Annotated in this window: 15 protein-coding genes and 1 other RNA gene; 3 read left to right on the forward strand and 13 right to left on the reverse strand. The window is 56.8% G+C overall.

Features of this window, described 5'->3' with window-relative positions; translation table 11 throughout:
* Positions 1-2: 2 nt before the first annotated feature.
* The 13 genes from ACP2AU_RS01160 to ACP2AU_RS01220 form a co-directional block, all read right to left on the reverse strand.
* Complete coding sequence (locus ACP2AU_RS01160; RefSeq protein WP_426373936.1) at positions 3-551, reverse strand: AraC family transcriptional regulator; 549 nt, start codon at positions 549-551, stop codon at positions 3-5.
* Between the two features lie 344 nt (positions 552-895).
* Positions 896-2,074, reverse strand: a complete 1,179-nt coding sequence (locus ACP2AU_RS01165; protein ID WP_426373937.1) for a vWA domain-containing protein — start codon at positions 2,072-2,074, stop codon at positions 896-898.
* Between the two features lie 22 nt (positions 2,075-2,096).
* Positions 2,097-2,939 carry an AAA family ATPase gene (locus ACP2AU_RS01170; protein WP_426373938.1) on the reverse strand — a complete coding sequence of 281 codons (843 nt, stop codon included), beginning with the start codon at positions 2,937-2,939 and terminating at the stop codon, positions 2,097-2,099.
* Positions 2,940-2,957: 18 nt separating this feature from the next.
* Positions 2,958-5,132 (reverse strand): VWA domain-containing protein, encoded by a 2,175-nt coding sequence (locus ACP2AU_RS01175; RefSeq protein WP_426373939.1) that lies wholly within the window; start codon positions 5,130-5,132, stop codon positions 2,958-2,960.
* Positions 5,133-5,171: 39 nt separating this feature from the next.
* Positions 5,172-5,516, reverse strand: a complete 345-nt coding sequence (locus ACP2AU_RS01180) for a hypothetical protein (protein ID WP_426373940.1) — start codon at positions 5,514-5,516, stop codon at positions 5,172-5,174.
* On the reverse strand, positions 5,516-5,962 hold the full coding sequence (locus ACP2AU_RS01185; RefSeq protein ID WP_426373941.1) for a YcgN family cysteine cluster protein: 447 nt from the start codon (positions 5,960-5,962) through the stop codon (positions 5,516-5,518). Before ACP2AU_RS01185 ends, ACP2AU_RS01180 begins: the two co-directional genes overlap by 1 nt.
* Positions 5,959-6,252 carry a YcgL domain-containing protein gene (locus ACP2AU_RS01190; RefSeq protein ID WP_426373942.1) on the reverse strand — a complete coding sequence of 98 codons (294 nt, stop codon included), beginning with the start codon at positions 6,250-6,252 and terminating at the stop codon, positions 5,959-5,961. The genes ACP2AU_RS01185 and ACP2AU_RS01190 overlap by 4 nt, the downstream gene beginning before the upstream one ends.
* Entirely contained in the window at positions 6,249-7,400 is a 1,152-nt protein-coding gene (locus ACP2AU_RS01195; RefSeq protein WP_426373943.1) for a ribonuclease D, read from the reverse strand. The genes ACP2AU_RS01190 and ACP2AU_RS01195 overlap by 4 nt, the downstream gene beginning before the upstream one ends.
* Before the next feature lie 17 nt (positions 7,401-7,417).
* Positions 7,418-8,020, reverse strand: coding sequence for a recombination mediator RecR (gene recR, locus ACP2AU_RS01200; RefSeq protein WP_426373944.1), 603 nt, complete (start codon positions 8,018-8,020; stop codon positions 7,418-7,420).
* Between the two features lie 32 nt (positions 8,021-8,052).
* Positions 8,053-8,376: a YbaB/EbfC family nucleoid-associated protein gene (locus tag ACP2AU_RS01205; RefSeq protein WP_426373945.1), complete on the reverse strand. Its 324-nt coding sequence runs from the start codon at positions 8,374-8,376 to the stop codon at positions 8,053-8,055.
* A gap of 4 nt (positions 8,377-8,380) precedes the next feature.
* Positions 8,381-10,240 (reverse strand): DNA polymerase III subunit gamma/tau, encoded by a 1,860-nt coding sequence (gene dnaX / locus ACP2AU_RS01210; RefSeq protein ID WP_426373946.1) that lies wholly within the window; start codon positions 10,238-10,240, stop codon positions 8,381-8,383.
* A 184-nt stretch (positions 10,241-10,424) separates the two neighbouring features.
* Positions 10,425-10,521: signal recognition particle sRNA small type (gene ffs, locus ACP2AU_RS01215), an RNA gene on the reverse strand.
* A 71-nt stretch (positions 10,522-10,592) separates the two neighbouring features.
* Complete coding sequence (locus ACP2AU_RS01220; RefSeq protein WP_426373947.1) at positions 10,593-11,354, reverse strand: 2OG-Fe(II) oxygenase; 762 nt, start codon at positions 11,352-11,354, stop codon at positions 10,593-10,595.
* Between the two features lie 108 nt (positions 11,355-11,462).
* On the opposite strand from ACP2AU_RS01220, the gene ACP2AU_RS01225 reads away from it, so the two are divergent.
* From ACP2AU_RS01225 to ACP2AU_RS01235, 3 genes are read left to right on the forward strand one after another with little or no spacing between them, the layout of a single operon-like run.
* Positions 11,463-12,383: a D-hexose-6-phosphate mutarotase gene (locus ACP2AU_RS01225; protein ID WP_426373948.1), complete on the forward strand. Its 921-nt coding sequence runs from the start codon at positions 11,463-11,465 to the stop codon at positions 12,381-12,383.
* A gap of 29 nt (positions 12,384-12,412) precedes the next feature.
* A complete protein-coding gene (locus ACP2AU_RS01230) occupies positions 12,413-13,228 on the forward strand; it encodes a lysophospholipid acyltransferase family protein (protein ID WP_426373949.1) in 816 nt (271 codons plus the stop codon).
* Complete coding sequence (locus ACP2AU_RS01235) at positions 13,228-14,175, forward strand: SDR family oxidoreductase (protein ID WP_426373950.1); 948 nt, start codon at positions 13,228-13,230, stop codon at positions 14,173-14,175. Before ACP2AU_RS01230 ends, ACP2AU_RS01235 begins: the two co-directional genes overlap by 1 nt.
* Positions 14,176-14,181 lie beyond the last annotated feature (6 nt).

A 14,181-nucleotide genomic window follows, 5' to 3' on the forward strand; every position in this document is an offset into this window, starting at 1 on the left:
GGTTATTTCCACTCGACAAATGAAACGTCCGGTTCGTAATCCGGGGCCTGGGCACTCAGCGTCATCTGCAGGCGCAAGGCTCCGGGCTCTTTCCGGAACTGGTGGGTGATTTCCCGACGGACGAAACGATTGTTTGAAGCGCGGGCGTTAATGACCGCTTTGAGGCTATGTTGGCCGTCTGCCAGATTACCAAGGAACAGTTGATGTACGCCGCCCTGGGCCAGAGAATTGCGCTCATTCTCACCGTACAGATGGGCTGTTACCGGTTGGTCATCGACAAAAAGCTCTACCGAATCCAGTTCCAGAGCTTGCCTGTTCGCCAGAGAGAGAAAAACGGCCACTCGGGTATTCACCGGATGAAGCAATCTCTGCTCCACGGCATTCACGCGTGCCGAGTGCCTCATAATGTCGGCGCTCAGACGCTCTATCTGCTCCTCCAGCGAGGAGGCATGGGACGTTGCCGAAAATATGGCTACGATAACTCCGGATATAAACAGCCCCCTGATCCCTGGGGCAATCCGGCACTTTTGTGTTTTTTGTCTGCCGAACATCACTTTTCTGCCTTGCCGGGCCGCGTGACTGCGCGGCTCAGGTAACATTTCGAAATAAAGGGTAACACCCGCTCACAACCAAGAACGGTATCCAATTCACCAAATTGGCATTTGAGGGAAGGTTACATCGAAAAAGTGTCGACTAATTTGACAGACGCGCACAGAGGGGGCCATTGGGAACAATCAGCTGCGCTCCCAATTGAAGGATAAAGCTTTGAAATATATAAATTAACAGGAAAGGTGGCCCCGGCCTTGCTAGACCGGGGTTGGCGGGCGGCCTGATCAGGCACAACCCGCTTGAATATGCCGAGCTTTGCCGATGCTCTCAACCGCATCGGCTTTTTTTATTTACTCAGCTGCCTCATGGCGGACTCAAGGCCTTCAATGGTCAGCGGATACATATGATTATTGACCAATTGCTGGGTAATGCCCAGTGAACCACCCGAGCCCCAGTAACTCTCGGGCAACGGATTGAGCCACACCACTTTTCTGAAATGCTCGCTTACGCGCTGGAACCAGGTCGCCCCGGCTTCTTCATTCCAGTGCTCAATAGACCCGCCCGGATGGGTAATTTCGTAGGGTGCCATGGTGGCATCGCCCACAAAAATCACTTTGTAGTCCGGAGTGTACTTATGGAGGATGTCCCAGGTACTCATGGTCTCGTTCATGCGCCGGATATTGTTCTTCCAGACACTTTCGTAGAGAAAGTTGTGGAAGTAGAAATACTCCATGTGCTTGAACTCAAGACGAGCGGCCGAAAACAACTCCTCGCAAACCCGCACGTGAGGATCCATTGACCCACCCACGTCAAAGAAAATGAGTACTTTGACGGCATTATGCCGCTCGGGCACCATCTTCAGGTCGAGATAGCCGGCGTTGCGCGCGGTGGAACGAATTGTGTCGTCCATATCGAGTTGGTCTGCGGCACCCTGTCGCGCAAATTTTCGCAAACGGCGCAAGGCCACCTTGATGTTGCGTAACCCCAGAGTAATGCTGTCGTCCAGATCCCGGTATTCGCGCTTTTCCCATACCTTCACAGCCCGACCGTGCCGGCCTTTATTCTGGCCAATACGAAAACCCTCGGGGTTATAGCCGTTGGCGCCAAACGGTGACGTTCCGCCAGTGCCAATCCATTTGTTGCCGCCGGCGTGGCGCTCTTGCTGCTCTTCCATGCGCTTCTTGAAGGTCTCGATCAGCTCTTCCAGGCCACCGAGGGATTCAATTTTCGCTTTCTCTTCGTCGGTCAGATGTTTTTCAAACTCAGCCCGCAACCAGTCGTCCGGAATCAACGCTTCGAGCAGGTCATCGAGATTTTCAATGCCTTCAAAGTAGGCCTGGAAAGCTCGGTCAAATTTGTCAAAGTGCCGCTCATCCTTGACCAGGCAGACCCTGGCCAGGTAATAGAACTCCTCCATGTCTGCAAAAGCCAGGCGCTGCTGGATGGCCTCCAGCAGATCCAGAAATTCCCGCAGACTGGCTGGCACCCTGGCCCGCCGTACTTCGAGGAAAAAATCGATCAACATAAAGCAGAGCTCTTTTCAGTGATCAGTTTCGGCGACGCGCCATGAAAGCCAGCTTCTGCAGCAGGTGTACATCCTGCTCGTTCTTCACCAGAGCACCGTAGAGTGGCGGTAGAGCCGAGCTGGAGTCCTTCTCCTGCAGCGCCTTCGCAGACAATTCGTCAGCCATCAACAGCTTGAGCCAGTCGATCAGCTCGGAGGTCGACGGTTTTTTCTTCAGGCCCGGTACCTTGCGTACGTCGAAAAATACTTCGAGTGCGTCACGTACCACTTGTTGCTGAATATCCGGGAAATGCACATCCACGATGTTCTTCATGGTGTCGTGATCCGGGAAACTGATGTAATGGAAGAAGCAGCGGCGAAGAAACGCGTCCGGCAGTTCCTTCTCATTGTTACTGGTAATCACCACAATCGGCCGCTTTTTCGCTCTGACAAACTGCTGGGTTTCGTAGACAAAGAACTCCATGCGGTCCAGTTCGAGCAACAGATCGTTCGGGAATTCGATATCCGCCTTGTCGATCTCATCGATTAACAGAACAACCTGCTCATCTGCTTCGAAAGCGTCCCAGAGCTTGCCCTTCACGATGTAGTTACTGATGTCTTTGACCTTCTCGTCGCCAAGCTGGGAGTCACGAAGGCGGGATACGGCATCGTATTCGTACAGGCCCTGCTGGGCTTTGGTGGTCGACTTGATGTGCCAGGGGATCAGTGTCATTCCCAGCGACGCGGCCATTTCTTCGGCCAGCAGGGTTTTACCGGTGCCGGGCTCGCCCTTGATCAACAACGGACGTTGCAGCGCGATCGCTGCATTCACTGCCATTTGCAGGTCATCGGTGGCTACGTACTTATCGGTGCCGGTAAACTTCATGTGTCTGGTTCCTGTTGGTTACTTTTTTGGCTTCTCTTCGTCGTTTTCTGTCGACCCGGGCTTTTCCGGGTCCGAGGACGGATCGTCATAATCGGGCAAATCATCGAACTCTGACAGGTCAAAATCTTCCAGACCAAACTCGTCATCATCAATGTCGAATTCGGATTCGCCAATATCATCGGCCTCTGATGCGTCAGGCTCTGCCTCAGAGGGCACAAGGTCTTCTGCCAGCGGAATATCTGTCTCGTCCGCTTTGACTTCCTCTGAGACCAGTTCATCGGTGACTTCCGGTATGGCTTCCCCGGCGCTGTCACTGGTTATTTCGTCGTCTGCGGGCAACTCCGGTACCGATTCAGGCTCGGGCTCCTGTAATTCCGGCGGCTCCTGCTCTGTTTCTGGTTCCGGCTCCGGTTCTGGTTCCGGCTCAAGAGCGGCTTCTGGCTCCGGTTCCGGTTCTTCTATAGCCGGCGCTTCTTCAGGTTCCGCCTCCGGCTCTACCACAGGCGGTTCCTCCGCTACAGCAGCCAGATCATCCAGAGTTTCCCGTTCAGCCGCTGCCGCCTGCTCCTGCTCGGCCCTCGCTTTTTTCTGCCGCCAGGCAAACAGGCCAAGACCAACAACGGCGACCAGGCCCGCCGCGCCTGCACCCCAGGCCCAGACCGGCACCCCCCACAGCATTCCCTTTTCCGGCTCCGGCTGGTCAGACGCCGGCTCCGCTGCCGCCTCACTGACCGGCTCCGGTGCGGGTGCGGGTACTGGCTCGGCGGCCGGCTCCGGCTCCGACACCTCAGGCGTTTCATTGTCTTCACCGGCAGAGGGCGGCGATGTCTCCTCGGACCCGGGCTCATTATCAAAATCCGGCAGTGGCTCAACCTGTTCCGAGAGGTCCGGAACCATGGGCTCGGTAACAACCTCCAGCGGCGGCTCTTCACCCGGCACCACAAAACTGCTCATTGCACTGAACTTGCGCGAGAAAGTACCCCCGTCCGCAACGACATCAATCTGGTAACGCCCCGGTGCCGGCAATTTCGGTACCGAATCGCGATACACCCCGTCCTCGGGCGGCGCCTCTGGCGACAGCGACTTGGTGCCCTGCCGGCCATCGCTGGCGGTAATCGATAAAGTTACGTCCATTACCGAGAGGAAGTCAGAGCCGGTGATTTTTTCTGCATCCTCGAAAAAAGCCACCTCGATGGACAACGGCTCATCTTCAGAGAACTCTGCCGGAATCGGATTCACCGCCATACGCAAATCGCTGACCACCGTCACCCGGCTACCCTGGCCGAGGTCGCCAACAATACGCCAGCGGCCGGCTGCCGGTTCAGTTACGGTGATCAGGTCATAACCTGGCTCAGACGCCCAGCGGACGTTCTCCGGCGTATTGTTACGAGTAAACGGCTCTCCACCAGGCTCTGACAACGCCAAAGGCTCGGTGTCTGAAGCGCCCTGCCCGGCAAAAATCAGCGCGGTAAATTCACTGACACCCTCATCGACGGCAAAGCCATTTCCTTCAATCGGGACCTGTTCCTGCGGCACAGCCGTGTTCAAGGCATTGGCAAACGCCAGATTCAGCGCTTCCGCCGACTGCGCCAGCTGAAAGCTGCCTCCGGTTTCACTGGCAAGTTCCCGAAGAAACTGTATATCGGCCCGTTCAGAGAGCCCCACGGTATGAATGGTAGCGCCTTTAACCTTGAGCGCCGGCAGGAGCGACCCGAGAATGCGGCGCTCCTCTGCCAGACTGACCTCCGCACTGCCCGGCACATCGACTTTGCCATCGCTGAGGACAATCACATGAGTGTTTTCCAGCGTGCCGCCAGACAACCAGTCATCAGCGGCCTTTTCCATGGCAAGCCCAAGATTGGTGTACAGGGCAACGGAATTGATCTGTTCAGAGCGCTCTATCGCGGTGTCCCGCCAGGCCGGGTCGACCACACCATAGGGAACCAACATATTCACGTATTGCCCGAAGGTCCACAGGCCTGCACTCGCCCCCTCGGGCAGGATTCGCGCCAGCAGCCGGACAGCTGGCCGGCGAAGGTTCCGGGGATCGGTCTCTTTCATGGACCCCGAGATATCCACCACAATGCGGACGTCTGCAGTGCCGGGCATCGACAGCGTTGGCTCCTGTGCCGATATCTGCGATGAAACCAGCAGGAAAACTGCAGCCACCCAGGCGTGTTTGAACCGTTCCATTAAAATGCGCCCTTATCTTTTGTTTTTTTCAGAATCCAATTATTTGCGCACCAATCGGTACCGAACAAGATCGAGTATCCAGACCAGTAACATGACAATAGCGGCAAGACTGAAATTGACCAGCGCGAGACTGGCTGCCTCGGTATTGTCGAGAATCAGTTCATAGCCTGCGAACAGCCAGCCGGGAATCCACCAACCCATAACGTCGGGCGATTCAACGGGCGTGAGCAACAGCACAACCAACGCGGACAAAAGCAGTGTCCGCAGGCCATAAAACGGCACTATTCGAAACAGCGATTTCATCATGTAAAAAAACACAACAAAGGCAACCGCGTAGGCTGCCCAGAAAATCCCGTAGGCTAAAGATGCATCCGAATCGATCATTACAGAATCCAGTGAATGATATGTTCTTCCCAATCCTCTTCCGGAACGCCCTCCTCGGAGCGCGCTTTTCCGTGCACAGACACACCCGCCTTGTGAACGGTTTCAGGGTCGCCGCTGCGCAATGGGTGCCAGTCCGGCAGAGGCCTTCCTTCGGCGAGGGTACGATACGCACAGGTGTACGGTAACCAATGGTAGTGATTGATCGTGCCCGGCGTGATGACTGTGCACCCCGGCACTTTTTCCAATCTCTGTTCGTAGACCGAGCAGCCACAGGTCTCGAGGTTCATGTAACGACACGCCAGGTTGGTATGGTAAACCTCCCCGGTGTCCTCATCTTCCAGTTTCTGAAGACAGCACTTACCACAACCGTCACACAGGGATTCCCATTCCGGCCCGGTCATTTCCGCCAACCGTTTGCGCTGCCAGAAGGGAATCTGGGCAATCATTTGCGGTTTTGCTCAATCTTGCGTTTAAAGTCCACGATGTAGGTGTCCTGCTCTTCCGGCATCTGCAAATAGAAATCTTTTTCCGCGATGGCTGCCAGAACTTCCTCGCCACTGGTGCGCGCCAGCTTCTTGTCTGGCGTGAGCAACAGATCCATCGAGTGGACGGGCTGGCCGAAGATGCTCCTCAAGGCGTCCGGCAACTCCTGCCAGTTCTGCCCTCGGCGAACATAAAGGTATGTGTCGTTTTTTTTGCTACTGCGAAACACCGATACGAATTCGCGGTCAGTCATTGGCTGAGAAGTTCCTCTATATCTTGCCTTACCGGCGCGATGATCGCTGCGCGCCAGCCCTCAAAAAATTCCTGCCCCTTGCAAGTACCGTCCTGGATCAGCTTTTCTATGCGCTTTCTCGGCGCCAGTAATTCCATTGGAATATCATGCTGTTCGGCAGCGTTACTAAAGTAACGCTTTACTTGCTTGTACAGTGCCTGCTGATCTCGGCTCAGGGGCCGGGGGATTAGTTCAAGCCCGGCATGATCCGCATCCCGGGCGCTCTGCACCAGCTCGGCCAGATGTTCGCCGTAACGTTTGACGAAACCACCAGGCACACCCTGCACATCCCGAATCATCGCGGCAGAGGTTGGTAACTGTTCCGCAATAGCAATCAGTAAGCCGTCATTGAGCACCCGGTTTCTGGGCCTGTCCTTTCTTCGGCACTCGTGTTCACGCCAGGCAACCAACGCCTTGAGTACGGCCTGTTGCTCCGGATTCAGGGCCCAGCCGCCGCGAAGCTTGAGGTAGTGCTGCCCGGCATCTTCCTGGGTTGCTGCTTCGTTGGCAAATCGACGGGACTCATCCGCCAGGGCCTGCTCCAGCTTACGCTGCCGAAGATTGGTTTTAACCCATTCATAAAGCGGTTCCAGAAAGCGGATATCGTCGAGGGCGTAGCGTTCCTGACTTGGACTTAGCGGCCGCGACACCCAGTCAGAACGTGTGCAGGACTTATCAAGGGTTTCGCCAAACAGGGTCTCGACCAACCGCGCATAGCCAACGGAGAAACCGGCACCCGCCAGTGCCGCGCCAATCTGCAAATCCAGGATGCCGGCCGGCTCTAACTGCAACCAGTGACGAAACAGTTCCAGGTCCTCACTCATTGCGTACAGGAGCTTTACCCGTGCGTCATCCGCCAGCATGGCGCGGAACGCCTCTGACGCTTCGGCAACCTCCGGATCGACCAGCCAGAACTCACCGTTCGCGCCTAACTGAACCAGGCCGGGGATCGGGTAAAAGGTGGAGACCCGTTCAAACTCGGTGTCCAGGGCTACAGGCAGACCTGGCTCAAGACTTTCCAGCCATTGATTCAACTGTTGTGGCGTTTTCAGCCAGTGAACGCTGTCCGGCGCCGGGGGAATTGATACAGCCGGGGAGGTTTGGGTCATAAACAGAACCTGGAAGCTTATTCAGACAGGGGTTTTCGACCCCGGAATGCATGGGTAAGTGTAAAGCCATCGACATATCCCAGCTCGCCACCCACGGGAATGCCGTGAGCCAGACGGGTAATCAGAATGTTCTGGCCATCCAGGCGATCCGCGATGTAGTGAGCCGTTGCCTCACCTTCCACCGTGGGATTGGTCGCCAAAATCATTTCCGTGACACCTTCCTGGCGCACGCGGCTCAGCAGGCGCTCGATGCCGATTTCTTCCGGCCCCACGCCATCGATGGGCGACAGATGCCCCATCAAGACAAAATAACTGCCTTTGTAATCGCCGGCCTGCTCAATGGCGAGCAAGTCTGAGGGGCTCTCGACCACACATAAGGTGCCGTTGAGGCGCTCCGGCTTTTCACAAATCTGGCAGATCTCGGTGTCCGAAAAGTTCTGGCAACTGTCACAACGGCGCACGCCATCCATCGCATGATTCAGCGCTGCGGCCAGCCGGGTGCCACCCGAGCGCCCGCGCTCCAGCAACTGGAAGGCCATGCGTTGTGCCGTTTTCTGGCCAACGCCCGGTAAACACCGGAGCGATTCCACCAATTCATCAACCAGAGGGCTGAAGGCCATGACTACTCCTTAAAAATCAATGGCAGGCCCGCTCAGAACGGCATTTTGAAGCCGGGCGGCACGCCCATGCCAGACATCATGCCGGACATCTTGTCTTTCTGGTTCGCCTCAACCCGACGTACCGCATCGTTCACCGCCGCCGCCAACAGGTCCTCGAGAATCTCTTTATCCTCAGACAACAAAGACGGATCGATGTCGACCTTGCGCACATCATGCCGGCCATTCATGGTGACTTTTACCAGGCCTGCGCCGGCTTCTCCGGTCACCTCCGCCTTGGCGATCTCTTCCTGGGCCTTTTGCATCTGCTCCTGCATTTGCTGGGCCTTTTTCATCAGGTCGCCCATATTATTCATCATCTACTTATCTCCTGGCTGTGTCTGCGGGACGGATACTCTCTTCGACGACCCGCCCTTCAAATCGTTCCACGATGCTTTTTACCAGAGGGTCATGCCGGATAGATTCCTCTGCCGCTTTCTGCCGGGCCGCGCGTTGGCGCTCTTCATAGGCCGCCGGCGTATGATCCCCTGGCACACCCTGCTCTATTCTCAACTGTGTGGCGTCACCAAAGCGTGATCTCAAGGCCGCGAGGATTTTTTCTTCATGCCGGGTGTTCAGCAGCCGGGCGTGGCCATCATCCAGCGTCAATACGATGGCATCGCCGTCTCTGTGCATACAGGCATAACTGGCAAGATTCCCCGGCATTCCGGTGATACCGAGAGAGCGGAAATCGCGCTCCCAGACAAATCCCTCTTCGGATACTGGCGGCTGAGATTCAGGGCTGGCCTGCGGCGCTGCATCCGCCGTAACAGGCGTTTCCGGCGGCTGCTCCGCAGGTAATGGCTCAGGTTCAGCCGGAGCCTCATCAACCGGGGACTCATCAGACGGTGCCAACTCCGGAATCCTGTCGGCCTGCGGTTGCAAGCCATCATCCTCAGGCTCCCAGGGCGGCGGTTCATCAGCGACCGGCGGTTGTGGTGCGGGTTCGGGTTCGGGTTCGGCCTCCGCGACCGCGGCAGTGTCAGTGTCAGTGGCCGGAACGGTAGCGTTTTCCGGCGCAGGGCCGGGCTCGGGCTCTGACTCGGCCTGGCCCGTTTTACCTCCGCCCGAGGCCAGTGCCGGTGGCTCACGCCGATCGGCACCCGGCCGGAAGGCCAGCATTCTCAGCAGCGTCATCTCAAAGCCCATGCGGGCATCCGGAGTGACCGACAGATCTTTGCGGCCGATCAGCGCGGTCTGGTAGAACAGCTGTGCGTCTTCAGCGCTGAGCCGGCGGGCAAGCTCCTGCACCTGCGCGGCATCCCCCATGGCATTATCTGCACTACCCGGCACAACCTGCTCCATGGTCACCCGATGGAACAAGGAGAGCATATCGGACAGAATCACACCGTAATCCGGAGCAAAATCGGAAATGCGATTCACTTCAGAGAGCAACCCCGGGCCGTCGCGCTCGACCAGTGCGTTCACGATGCGCTGAATATCACGCTGGTCTATGGTGCCAAGCATCTTGCTGACATCACTGGCCGCCAGGTTCTCATTGCCAAAGGCAATCGCCTGGTCAGTCAGGCTCAAGGCATCCCGCATACTGCCGTCGGCAGCCCGCGAGAGCAGCCACAATGCCGGCTCTTCAAAAGGTATCTTTTCTTCCGTCAGCACGTGCTTCAGATGTCCGACGATGTGCTCCGGAGTCATGCGCTTCAGGTTAAACTGCAGACAACGGGAAAGCACCGTTACCGGGAGCTTCTGGGGGTCTGTTGTGGCCAACAGGAACTTGACGTGCTCGGGAGGCTCTTCAAGGGTTTTCAGGAAGGCATTGAACGACTGATTGGTCAGCATGTGCACCTCGTCAATGAGGTACACCTTGTAGCGACCGCGAGTCGGCGCATACTGCACGTTATCCGTCAGTTCCCGCATATCGTCGACGCCGGTGCGGGATGCCGCATCAATTTCGATCAGATCGACAAAGCGGTTTTCAAGTATCTCCCGGCAGCTGTCACACTCACCACAAGGCTTCGCAGTGATGCCCGTTTCACAGTTAAGACACCGGGCCAGCAAACGACCAATCGTGGTTTTGCCCACCCCCCGTGTGCCTGTAAACAGATAAGCATGATGCAGTCGCTGGTGCTCAAGGGCATGAATCAGCGCCTGCAACACGTGCTCCTGTCCCACCATATCTTCAAAGGTGTGGGGGCGCCATTTTCGGGCTAAAACCTGATAGCTCATGATCCGTCAACTGCTCTGAAAAATGATGGTAACTCTAGCATGGACGCGGAATGAGAAGAAGCCGCTATCACCCTCTCCAAGGGAGCGTCGTGAAGACACGAAAACACAGCAAAGCCGCCAGGCATCACATAGCGTCGAAGATATGGGAGAGCAACAGAAAAGGGGGAGAGAAATCTGGGGGTGACCCCACCAGCGATCCTCCGGCACACACATCCACCGCTTCGGCTGCTCCCTTCCGGGCCTGACCGGGTTCACGGTTTCATGTTGCGGAGGCACCAATGGGGCCACCATAACGGCGCTTCGAGGCAATTCCCTCGAAAGCGGCGCGCATAGTAACAGAAGGATTTGAGGACTACAACGGCAACGGAACCTCATCCCGACGGAACCAGCAGGCTATGCTGTAACGGGTGCGGTTGGCTGGCAACACCTCATGAGGTATATCTTCACTCAGAAACAGCACCGCACGCCCGGCCTCCGGCCGAACCATCCCGATAACCTGCTCCTCATTGTCGGGGCTGAAGACACGTAAATCGCCGCCATCTTCCAACCCCCAGTTTTCATTAAGGTACAGCACCAGGCTGATCACGCGGGATGCCCTGCCCCGGAAACTGTCCAGATGTCGCTTGTAAAAATCACCGGAGTGATACGTTGCGTAATGGGCCTCGAAGCGCTTCAGGCCCAGGAACAAGCGTTGATTCATCCCCAGCCGGAGCACTTCGAAAAACCGGAACAGTTCGGCCTGGGCCATGGTGTAACCGTCGAGCCAGGCAATTTTGTCGCGCCGCACACTGCGATCACGGATCAGATCGGTACCGCGACCAACCCCGGCGCGCCCCATGGCTTCGGTTCGGTCGAGGATCGCCACCTCATGGCGCAGGGCCGCGACTAAACCGGCCGGCAAATGCGCTGTCAGATCCAGATCAACCCAGGCGTTGCCACACAACCTGTCGGCCAACTCATCCAACCAGCCTTCGTCAACCGGCTGCGCACCGCGAACCCCGGCCACACCGGCTCCTGCAGCATCACCGGCCAGCCGATCCAGCTGCCCCGAAGCCTCCTCAAGCCGCGGTTCCGGCAAGGGAAGCACTGCAGCCCTGGTCTTTTCGGATTCCATATTCAGACCCTCTCAATTTCGGGTTATTGTAGTCTGAAACTCGCCGAACACACGGTTTTAATTTACTCTGCAAATACGAAGTTTTACCTAAGGATGCAGTCTCTGAATATGTCGGACAGCAGTAGCAAGCCGCCAGCCACCGGAGCTCCCGGCAACTGGTCATTCACCCGCTGGAATACCATCGGGCAACTGGAAGCCCTGGAGGTTCATCACCCTCTGTTTCAGGCAACACTGTTTCTGCAGGGCGCACACCTCACTCATTTTGCCCCGAAAGATGAAAGCAACTGGCTTTGGCTGAGTGAATTCGCCCGCTTCCAGCCGGGACGAGCCATTCGGGGTGGCATCCCGGTTTGCTGGCCCTGGTTTGGGGACCCTGCGCGTAACCCGCCCGAAATTCGTAAACGCATTGCCGCGACATCGGCCCATGGCTTCGCGCGAACCTCACTTTGGCGACTCGAAGATGTTCGCGAAAGCGCCCATGAAGTCGAAATCAGCCTGTCTCTAAGCGCAAACGATGACTTCAAGGAACACTGGGACGGCCACGCACTGGTGCTGATCACCTTCAGCTTTTCGGTGCGGGGCTGCCAGATAGCCCTGACAACCACGAATTTATCGAAGGCGCCGTTGGCATTCAGCCAGGCTTTGCACACCTACCTCCCCACAAACGACATCCAGCGAACCCGGATACTGGGGCTGGGCAACAGCCAATACATCAATGCCATCAAAGATTGGGAATACACCCATCAGGAAGGGCCCGTCTATTTCGAGGGCGAGGTAGATCGCATTTACGAATCAGGCGAGACACTGACGGTGGTCACGCCTTCGAGCAGGTGCAAACTCAGCTCCGTGGGCAGCGACTCTACCGTTGTGTGGAACCCGGGGCCTAACAAAGCACGTCGCCTTTCCGACTTTCCGGATTCGGCATGGCAAAAAATGCTGTGCGTCGAAACAGCCAATGCGGCGTCGGATTATCGCGTGTTAAATGAGGGGCAGAGCCATACTTTGGGTGTCTTTATCGGTCGCGCGTGAGCACCCCATGATCACAACAGGGAGCGGGCATGGGCCTGGCATCGTATCTGAAAACAAAATTGATACCGGCAGAACTGGACGAACAGGTAAACCGGATTCGCAAACCGATAGGCTCGCTCGGGTACGATCCCTGGGGTTACAACAACGAGGCCGTAAAATACGGTTTTTCGATTGCCCGCCAGATCTACGAAAAATACTTTCGAGTCAGTGCTTCCGGCGTGGAGAATGTCCCCGCTGAAGGACCGGTTCTGATTATTGCCAACCACTCCGGCCAACTGCCCATTGATGGCCTGCTCATTGGCTATGCGCTTGCCTCCAGAAAACAGAGCCCGAGAATTCCCAGAGCCATGATCGAGCGCTTCTTCCCCACGGTGCCCTGGCTTGGCAACCTGCTGAACGAGGTTGGCGCCGTGCTCGGAGACCCGGTTAACTGCGCAAAGATGCTGGCCAATGATGAAGCGGTGATCGTGTTTCCCGAGGGCATTCGGGGCTCTGGCAAGCTTTACCGCGACCGATACCAGCTAAAGCGCTTTGGTAATGGGTTTATGCACCTGGCCATGAAGTACAAGGCCCCTATCGTGCCGGTGGGCGTGGTCGGTTGCGAGGAAACCATCCCCGCCATCGCCAACATCAAACCGTTGGCCCGAACCCTGGGCGTCCCCTACGTGCCTGTAGCCATGCCCATAGTTCTGCCCGCCAAAGTACACCTGAATTTTGGCGAGCCCATGTACTTTGATGATGCCGAAATTCCCGAAGAACAGGTAACCGAGCGGGTGGAAGCCGTAAAGGCGGCAATCAGCCGGCTGATCGACAAGGGACTGAGCGAACGGAAAAGGCTGTTCTGATGACCGAGCAACAACGCCCCCGCATTCTGATTACGGGCGCCGCCGGCGCCCTCGCCCAACAGGTAATCCGGCGTTTACGCGACACCTGCGATCTCGTTGCCGTCGATTTCCGCGAACAGGTTTACCTGGGCGACGATATCCCGAGCTACTGCATCGATTTCAACAAACGGGTTTTCGAGGATCTGTTCCGCCGATACCGCTTTGACGGAGTCATTCACCTGGGGCGAATACTTTCCAGCCAGCTAACCCGTATGCGCAGGTACAATGCCAATGTACTGGGTACCCAAAAGCTGCTGGACTTGTCCCACAAGTACGGCATTCGCCGGGTAATTGTGCTTTCCACTTACCACGTATACGGCGCTGTGGCCTATAACCCGGCCCTGATTGACGAATCCGCTCCCCTGAAAAGCGCGGGACTGAGTGCCGACCTGGTGGATTCGGTGGAGCTGGAGAATCTGGCCAATATCTATCTTTGGCGGTACCCGGAACTCAACATTACCCTTCTTCGCCCCTGCAATATTGTGGGTCCCGGTGTCCGGAACACCATGAGCCTGCTGCTGGGCAGCGAGCGGGCACCGGTGCTGGCCGGTTTTTCACCCATGATGCAGTTCATTCACATTGATGACATGGCCGACGCCATCGTCGCAACCTGGCGCAAACCCGTTAAGGGCGTATTCAACGTTGCACCACAGGATTGGGTGGCCTACCAACACGCACTGAAACTCTGCGGCTGTAAAACCGTACCGATTCCCTCCGTGCCGCCGGGCGTCCCCAAAGCCATTGCCCGCTTCCTGAATCTCAGGCGCTTCCCCCCTTACCTGATGGCTTTCTTCAAATATCCGGTCGTTATTGACGGGCGCGCCTTCGCCCGCGAATTCAGTTTCGAACCGAAACGGCCACTTAAAGAGATCTTCAGTTACTATCGCGGCAATAAAAAGCCGGTGTGACTTCCG

It is taken from the genome of Marinobacter sp. VGCF2001 (assembly GCF_049943275.1).
Classification (GTDB): domain Bacteria; phylum Pseudomonadota; class Gammaproteobacteria; order Pseudomonadales; family Oleiphilaceae; genus Marinobacter.